This window comes from Stenotrophomonas sp. STEN147, assembly GCF_056757995.1.
Map to the genome: position 1 here is coordinate 100,324 of NZ_JBRRCG010000014.1, position 7,604 is coordinate 107,927.

Consider the following 7,604-nt stretch of genomic DNA (forward strand, 5'->3'; position numbering starts at 1 on the left):
CGGTCGCCCATCCCCGAAGGGACGCCACCGACCCATGTGTCCAACAGAGTAAATCTAATGACCGAATCATTTGCCGAACTGTTTGAAGCCAGCCAGGCCAACCTGGCCAAGCTGAAGCCGGGCGCCATCGTCAGCGGTACCGTTGTTGAAGTCCGCGGCGACGTCGTGGTGATCAACGCTGGCCTGAAGTCCGAAGGCATCGTGCCGATCGAACAGTTCCGTAACGACGCTGGCGAGATCGATGTCGCCGAAGGCGATATCGTCAAGGTCGCCCTCGACTCCATCGAGAACGGCTTCGGCGAAACCGTCCTGTCGCGCGAGAAGGCCAAGCGCGCGATGGTGTGGGACGAGCTGGAAGAAGCGTTGGAAAAGAACGAAACCATCACCGGCCGCATCAGTGGCAAGGTCAAGGGTGGTTTCACCGTGGACATCAAGGATGTCCGCGCCTTCCTGCCGGGTTCCCTGGTCGATGTGCGCCCGGTGCGCGATCCGGCCTACCTGGAAGGCAAGGAGCTGGAATTCAAGCTCATCAAGCTGGACCGCAAGCGTAACAACGTCGTGGTCTCGCGCCGCGCTGTCGTCGAAAGCGAGCACTCGGAAGAGCGCGAGCAGCTGATGGACAAGCTGCAGGAAGGCGCGATCCTGAAGGGTGTCGTCAAGAACCTGACCGACTACGGCGCGTTCGTGGACCTGGGCGGTATCGACGGCCTGCTGCACATCACCGACATGGCATGGAAGCGCGTGCGCCATCCGTCCGAAGTCGTGAACGTCGGCGACGAGCTGGACGTGCGCGTGCTGAAGTTCGACCGCGAGCGCAACCGCGTTTCGCTGGGCCTGAAGCAGCTGGGCGAAGATCCGTGGGACAACATCGCCCGTCGTTACCCGGCCAACAGCCGCGTCTTCGGCAAGGTCTCCAACGTCACCGATTACGGCGCGTTCGTCGAGATCGAGCCGGGCGTCGAAGGCCTGGTGCACGTCTCCGAGATGGATTGGACCAACAAGAACGTCAACCCGTCCAAGGTCGTGCAGGTCGGTGACGAGGTCGAAGTGATGGTGCTGGACGTCGATGAAGAGCGTCGCCGCATCTCGCTGGGCATGAAGCAGGTTGCCGCCAATCCGTGGGAAACCTTCGCTGCCACCCACAAGAAGGGTGACAAGGTGTCCGGCCAGATCAAGTCGATCACCGACTTCGGCATCTTCATCGGCCTGGACGGTGGCATCGATGGCCTGGTCCACCTGTCCGACATCAGCTGGAACACCACCGGCGAAGACGTCGTTCGCAACTTCAAGAAGGGCGATACCCTGGACGCCGTCGTCCTGGCCGTCGACCCGGAGCGCGAGCGCATCTCCCTGGGCGTGAAGCAGCTGGAGCAGGATCCGTTCGGCCAGTACATGGCGGCCAATCCGAAGGGCTCCAAGGTCGAAGGCGTGGTGAAGGAAGTCGACGCCAAGGGCGCCGTGATCGAACTGGCCGACGGCATCGAAGGCTACGTTTCGGCTCGCGACATCGCCAACGAGCGCGTTGACGACGCCACCCAGCACCTGAAGGTCGGCGACAAGGTCGAAGCCAAGTTCGTGGGCATGGACCGCAAGGGCCGTACCCTGCAGCTGTCGATCAAGGCCAAGGACGACGCGGAAATGCGCGAAGTGCTGGAGGAATACCAGTCCGCTTCGGGTGGCACCACCCAGCTCGGCGCGCTGCTGCGTGCCCAGCTGAACGGTAGCAAGTCCGAGTAATCGGGCCCGTTGTTCGTTGTTTCCTGGACGGCCCGGGCACTGCCCGGGCCGTTTCAGGCTGAAATGCCCCTGATGTGAGCCGGTGATGACCAAATCCGAACTGATCGAAATCCTTGCGCGCCGTCAGGCGCACCTGAAGGCCGATGATGTCGATCTGGCGGTGAAGTCGTTGCTGGAAATGATGGGCGGTTCCCTCTCTGTCGGGGATCGCATCGAAATCCGCGGTTTTGGCAGCTTCTCGCTGCACTACCGCCCGCCGCGCCTGGGTCGCAACCCCAAGACCGGCGAATCGGTTGCCCTGCCGGGCAAGCACGTTCCCCATTTCAAGCCGGGCAAGGAACTGCGCGAGCGGGTCAGCAGCGTGCTGCCGCTGGACGCCGATCCCGCCTGAGCGTCCCGTCGCGCCACCGCGTGCGAATCCAGCCGCGAGTCGGATAAGCTACGGTCTCCCGCCCCTGGAGCTGTCGCATGAAGGTCTTTCGTCTGCTGGTCCTGCTGGCGGTGCTGATCCTTGGATTGATCATCGGTGCGGTCAACATGACCGCGATGTCGATCAACCTGCTGTTCACCGAGCTGCATACCTCCGTCGGCGTGGCATTGATCGCCGCCCTGCTGGTGGGCGTGGTGGTCGGCGCCGGCCTGGTGCTGGTGAGCGTGGTCGTTCCGCTCTACAGCCAGCTGCGCCGCGCCAACAAGTCCGCTGCCGCGACGCCGGCACCGGCCGCTTCCCCCCAATCTTTTGACGGACGTTGATCGAAGATGGATTTCGTCACCGAGTGGTTCTGGTTTTTCCTGTTCGTGCCGCTGGCCGCCCTGGCCGGCTGGGTGATCGGACGGCGTGGCGGTCAGCGCCACGGTGACAACCAGGTCAGCCGACTGTCCAGCACCTACTTCCGTGGCCTGAACTACCTGCTCAACGAGCAGCCGGACAAGGCCATCGAGCTGTTCCTGCACATCGCCGAGCTCGACAAGGAAACCTTCGAGACCCAGGTCGCGCTGGGCCATCTGTTCCGTCGCCGCGGCGAAGTGGACCGCGCCATCCGCCTGCACCAGGGCCTGGTCAACCGCAACGATCTGAGCGATGCGCAGCGCGTGCAGGCGCTGCTGGCGCTGGGCGAGGACTACATGAAGTCCGGCCTGCTGGACCGCGCCGAAACCGTGTTCACCGAGCTGGCCCAGCTGGACCAGCGTGCGCCGCAGGCGCTCAAGCACCTGATCGGGATCTACCAGGCCGAGCGTGACTGGGAGAAGGCGATCGACAACGCCACCCGCTTCGAGGATGTCACCGGCGAGCCGATGGGCAAGCTGATCGGGCAGTTCGAGTGCGAGCTGGCCGAACGCTTCCGTGGCGCCGGCAAGCTGGAAGAGGCGAGGGCGGCCATTGCCCGTGCCTACCAGGCCGATGCGATGTCGGTGCGCGCCGGCATCATCGAAGGACGCCTGGAGAGCGATGCCGGCAATCCCGAAGCGGCGGTGCGAGCCTTCGAGCGTGCTGCGCGCAATGACCCGGAATATCTGCCGGAACTGCTGCCGGCGCTGATGCAGAACTACCGCAAGGTCGGCGACCTGGGCGGCGCCCGTGCCTTCCTTTCGGAAATGACCGAGCACTACCGCGGTATCGCGCCGGTGCTGGCGCTGACCCGGCTGATGGAGGAACAGGAAGGTGTCGCCCCTGCGCGCGCCTATCTGGGCCGCCAGCTCAAGGACCGCCCCTCGGTGCGCGGCGAATCGGCGTTGATCGACCTGACCCTCGCCGAAGGTGCCGATTCCACCGCCACCCTGCACGATCTCAAGCACATCACCGACCAGCTGCTGGTGCGCAATCCGGCCTACCGCTGCACACGCTGCGGCTTCGGCGCGCGCACCCACCACTGGCAGTGCCCGAGCTGCAAGGAATGGGGTACGGTCAAGCCGCTGCTGAACTACGCGGTGCTCTGAATCATGCCCTGGCTCGTGATGGGCGCGCTGCTGGCGTTGGCCCTGCTGAGCGCCGCCCTGACCTGGGCGGCGCGCGGCTACGCGCTGCGCCGGCAGCTGATGGACCACCCCGGGGAACGCCGCAGCCATAGCGTTGCCACGCCACGCGGCGGCGGCATCGCCATTGTCATCAGCCTGCTGGCCACCGCAGCCGTGGCCATGTGGGCGTGGCCGCAGGCCATGCCGAGCCTGCTGGTCGCCGCTGCCGGCCTGCTGCTGGTCGCGGGCATCGGCTGGTGGGACGACCATCGCCCGCTGCCGGCCATGCGCAGGCTGCTTGTGCATTTCATTGCTGCGGGCCTGCTGGCCGGGCTGGTGAAGATCCACGGCGGCAGCTGGCTGCTGGCCCTGCTGGTGCTGTTCTTCACCGCCTCGTTGATCAACATCTGGAACTTCATGGATGGCATCAACGGCATCGCCAGCAGCCAGGCCATCGTGGTCGCGCTGGGGTTCGCTCCTGTGCTGCCCTGGCCGTGGTCGCTGCTGGCCATCGCCCTCGGGCTGGCCTGCGTGGGTTTCCTGCCCTTCAACTTTCCGCGCGCACGCATCTTCCTCGGGGATGTCGGCAGCGGAGCGCTGGGCTACGCGGTGGCGGCCGTCGTGGCCGTGGCCAGCCTGCGCACCGACATCAACTGGATCCTGCTGCTGGTGCCGCTGTCGCCGTTCCTCGTGGACGCGGGCTTCACACTGCTGGCGCGCATCATTTCCGGGCAACGCTGGATGGAACCCCACACCCAGCACGTCTACCAGCGCGCTGTGCAGGCAGGAGCCAGCCACGCCCAGGTGACAGGGATGTACTTTGTTTTGGGCCTATTCAGTATTACAGTGTTCAATGTCAGTTCGAATCTGCAGCCGAGGTGGGAGGCTGTCGTGGCAATTGCTTGGTTCATCACGCTGAGCATGCTGTGGCTCCTCCTGCGCAATGGAATGCGCCTCCGACAAGGAACTCCTTGAAATATGTCTTCACCCTGGCGGGATAGAATCCTCGGCCTGTTGCCGCGTACGGCCATTGTCTGCCACGACCTGTTCATGGTCTGGGCATGCTGGCAGCTGCTCCATGCCGGTCGTTACTCGATCCTGCCGGACGCGCCTGCGCTGCCGTTGTGGAATGTCGATACCACCCTGGTCCTGCTGCTGCAGGGACTGGTGTTCTGGCGCGTGGGCCTGTATCGCGGCCTGTGGCGGTTTGCCAGTGTCAGCGACCTGCTGAACATCTTCAAAGCCAGCTTCATCGGCATGGTCGCCATCGTCCTGGTGCTGATGTGGAAGCGCTTCAACGGCGTGCCGATGTCGGTGCTGGTGATCTATCCCTTCGCGCTGTCGGCCCTGCTGGGCGCGCCGCGCCTGCTGTATCGCGCATGGAAGGACTACCAGGCGCTGCAGTCCGATTCGAGCGCGCGCCGGGTGCTGATCCTGGGTGCCGGACAGGCCGCCGAAACGCTGGTCCGCGATCTGCGTCGTTCCGGCAATTTCGAGCCGGTCGGCCTGCTCGATGACGCCCCGCACCTGCGCGGCGCGAAACTGCAGGGCCTGCCGATCCTGGGCACGCTGGACGATGCGCCGGCCGTGGCCCGCGAAACCGCAGCCAAGCTGCTGGTCATCGCCATTCCGTCGCTGGATGCCGCCGGCATGCAGCGCGTGGTCGCCATCTGCGAGAGCACCGGGGTTCCGTTCCGCACCGTGCCCAAGCTCAGTGACATCCTGCAGGGGCAGTCGCTGCCGGGCCAGCTGAAGGAAGTGGCGATCGAGGATCTGCTGGGCCGCAAGCCGATCATGCCGGACTGGAACCTGATCCGTGGCTGGCTGGGCGGGCGCACCGTGATGGTGACCGGTGCCGGTGGTTCGATCGGTTCAGAACTCTGCCGCCAGTGCGCGCGCCACGGTGCAGGCCGCATCGTCCTGCTGGAGATCAGCGAACTGCTGCTGTTGACCATCGAAGGCGAGCTGCGCCGCAGTTTTCCCGACATCGAGATCGAAGCCGTGCTGGGTGACTGCGGTGACCCCGCAGTGATCCGCCATGCGCTGTCGCTGCACCCGGTCGATACGGCCTTCCATGCTGCCGCCTACAAGCATGTGCCGGTACTGGAACGGCAGCTGCGCGAGGCGGTGCGCAACAACATCCTGGCCACGGAGAACGTCGCCCGTGCCTGCCTGGAGGCACACGTCGAGCACTTCGTGTTCATCTCCACCGACAAGGCGGTCGATCCGGTCAATGCGCTGGGTGCCAGCAAGCGCTACGCCGAGATGATCTGCCAGAGCCTGGACCAGAAGTCCACGCATACCCGCTTCGTCACCGTGCGCTTCGGCAACGTGCTGGCGTCGGCGGGCAGCGTCGTGCCGTTGTTCCGCGAGCAGATCCTCAAGGGCGGGCCGGTCACGGTCACCGACCCGGAGGTCAGCCGCTATTTCATGACGATCCCCGAGGCCTGCCAGCTCATCCTGCAGGCGGCCGCCTCGGCGTCGCATGGCGCCATCTACACGCTCGACATGGGTGAGCCGGTGCCGATCCGGGTGCTGGCCGAGCAGATGATCCGGCTGGCCGGCAAGCAGCCGTACAAGGATATTCCGATCATCTACACCGGGCTGCGCCCGGGTGAGAAGCTGCACGAGACGCTGTTCTATTCCGACGAGGACTATCGTTCGACCGCGCACCCGAAGATCCTCGAAGCCGGCGTGCGCGCGTTCTCGCGTGACATGGTGCTCGGCAACGTTCCGAAGCTGCGCGAAGCGATCAGCAGCTACGACATCGACACCATCCAGGAGATCCTGTTCGCGACGATGCCGGAGTTTTCTCCAATCGAACAGGATGCTTACATCTCATCCGCTAAAGTCGTGCCGTTTCCGACACGCGAGGCCAACAGGCACTAATGAGCAAGCGAATTCGTAAAGCAGTTTTTCCCGTGGCAGGGCTCGGGACGCGCTTCCTGCCGGCGACCAAGACGGTGCCGAAAGAAATGCTGCCGATCATCGATCGTCCGCTTATCCAGTACGCTGTTGATGAGGCCATAGAAGCCGGCTGTGACACGCTTGTGTTCATCACCAACCGCTACAAGCACGCGGTCGCCGACTATTTCGACAAGGCGTATGAGCTGGAACAGAAGCTCGAGCGCGCCGGCAAGCAGGAGCAGCTGGAGATGATCCGCCACGTGCTGCCCAACGGCGTGCGTGCGGTCTTCGTGACGCAGGCCGAAGCGTTGGGTCTGGGCCACGCGGTGCTGTGTGCCAAGGCCGTGATCGGTGACGAGCCGTTCGCCGTGCTGCTGCCGGACGATCTGATCTGGAACCGTGGCGACGGTGCGTTGAAGCAGATGGCCGATCTCAATGAGGCCAGCGGTGCCAGCGTGATCGCCGTCGAGGACGTGCCGCACGACAAGACCGCCAGTTACGGCATCGTGGCCACCGAGGCCTTCGATGGCCGCAAGGGCCGTATCTCGCAGATCGTGGAGAAGCCGAAGCCGGAGGACGCTCCCAGCGACCTGGCGGTGGTCGGCCGCTATGTGCTGAGCCCGAAGATCTTCGATCTTCTGGAGCAGACCGGCAGTGGTGCCGGTGGCGAGATCCAGCTGACCGATGCGATCGCGCAGCTGCTGAAGACCGAGCAGGTCGATGCCTACCGTTTCGAGGGCACCCGTTTCGACTGCGGCACGCACCTGGGGCTGGTCGAGGCGACGATCCGCTTCGCGCTGGACAACCCGAAGCTGGCGGGCCCGGCGCGCGAGAAGCTGGCGGCGATGCTGGCGGAGTAACGGGGTTCTTCAGGCGCTCCGTCTTGGCGCCTTGATTGATACGTGGGGGAGGGGGCGGATGGCCCTCTCCAAAACACGCCAAAGCCCTTCCATGGTGCTCGATGGCGCCATCCATGGCGCCAACGGTTTTGGAGAGGGCCATCC

Annotated in this window: 7 protein-coding genes; all 7 read left to right on the plus strand. The window is 64.7% G+C overall.

Annotated features, from left to right (window positions below):
• Positions 1-57 precede the first annotated feature (57 nt).
• The 7 genes from rpsA to galU all read left to right on the plus strand — a co-directional run bounded on the left by rpsA (position 58) and on the right by galU (position 7,460).
• Positions 58-1,737, plus strand: a complete 1,680-nt coding sequence (gene rpsA / locus ACVOKU_RS14135) for a 30S ribosomal protein S1 (RefSeq protein ID WP_053517739.1) — start codon at positions 58-60, stop codon at positions 1,735-1,737.
• An 85-nt stretch (positions 1,738-1,822) separates the two neighbouring features.
• Positions 1,823-2,128, plus strand: coding sequence for an integration host factor subunit beta (locus ACVOKU_RS14140; protein WP_053517737.1), 306 nt, complete (start codon positions 1,823-1,825; stop codon positions 2,126-2,128).
• A gap of 77 nt (positions 2,129-2,205) precedes the next feature.
• Entirely contained in the window at positions 2,206-2,490 is a 285-nt protein-coding gene (locus tag ACVOKU_RS14145) for a lipopolysaccharide assembly protein LapA domain-containing protein (protein WP_053517736.1), read from the plus strand.
• 6 nt (positions 2,491-2,496) lie between these two features.
• Positions 2,497-3,675 carry a lipopolysaccharide assembly protein LapB gene (lapB, locus tag ACVOKU_RS14150; RefSeq protein WP_053517734.1) on the plus strand — a complete coding sequence of 393 codons (1,179 nt, stop codon included), beginning with the start codon at positions 2,497-2,499 and terminating at the stop codon, positions 3,673-3,675.
• 3 nt (positions 3,676-3,678) lie between these two features.
• A complete protein-coding gene (locus tag ACVOKU_RS14155) occupies positions 3,679-4,668 on the plus strand; it encodes an MraY family glycosyltransferase (RefSeq protein ID WP_065175048.1) in 990 nt (329 codons plus the stop codon).
• A gap of 3 nt (positions 4,669-4,671) precedes the next feature.
• Positions 4,672-6,582, plus strand: a complete 1,911-nt coding sequence (locus ACVOKU_RS14160; RefSeq protein ID WP_053517731.1) for a polysaccharide biosynthesis protein — start codon at positions 4,672-4,674, stop codon at positions 6,580-6,582.
• Positions 6,582-7,460: a UTP--glucose-1-phosphate uridylyltransferase GalU gene (galU, locus tag ACVOKU_RS14165; protein ID WP_053517730.1), complete on the plus strand. Its 879-nt coding sequence runs from the start codon at positions 6,582-6,584 to the stop codon at positions 7,458-7,460. The genes ACVOKU_RS14160 and galU overlap by 1 nt, the downstream gene beginning before the upstream one ends.
• Positions 7,461-7,604 lie beyond the last annotated feature (144 nt).

Coding starts and splice junctions, on each gene's coding strand:
- rpsA (WP_053517739.1), top strand. CDS start 58: ATGACCGAATCATTTGCCGAACTGTTTGAAGCCAGCCAGGCCAACCTG.
- ACVOKU_RS14140 (WP_053517737.1), top strand. CDS start 1,823: ATGACCAAATCCGAACTGATCGAAATCCTTGCGCGCCGTCAGGCGCAC.
- ACVOKU_RS14145 (WP_053517736.1), top strand. CDS start 2,206: ATGAAGGTCTTTCGTCTGCTGGTCCTGCTGGCGGTGCTGATCCTTGGA.
- lapB (WP_053517734.1), top strand. CDS start 2,497: ATGGATTTCGTCACCGAGTGGTTCTGGTTTTTCCTGTTCGTGCCGCTG.
- ACVOKU_RS14155 (WP_065175048.1), top strand. CDS start 3,679: ATGCCCTGGCTCGTGATGGGCGCGCTGCTGGCGTTGGCCCTGCTGAGC.
- ACVOKU_RS14160 (WP_053517731.1), top strand. CDS start 4,672: ATGTCTTCACCCTGGCGGGATAGAATCCTCGGCCTGTTGCCGCGTACG.
- galU (WP_053517730.1), top strand. CDS start 6,582: ATGAGCAAGCGAATTCGTAAAGCAGTTTTTCCCGTGGCAGGGCTCGGG.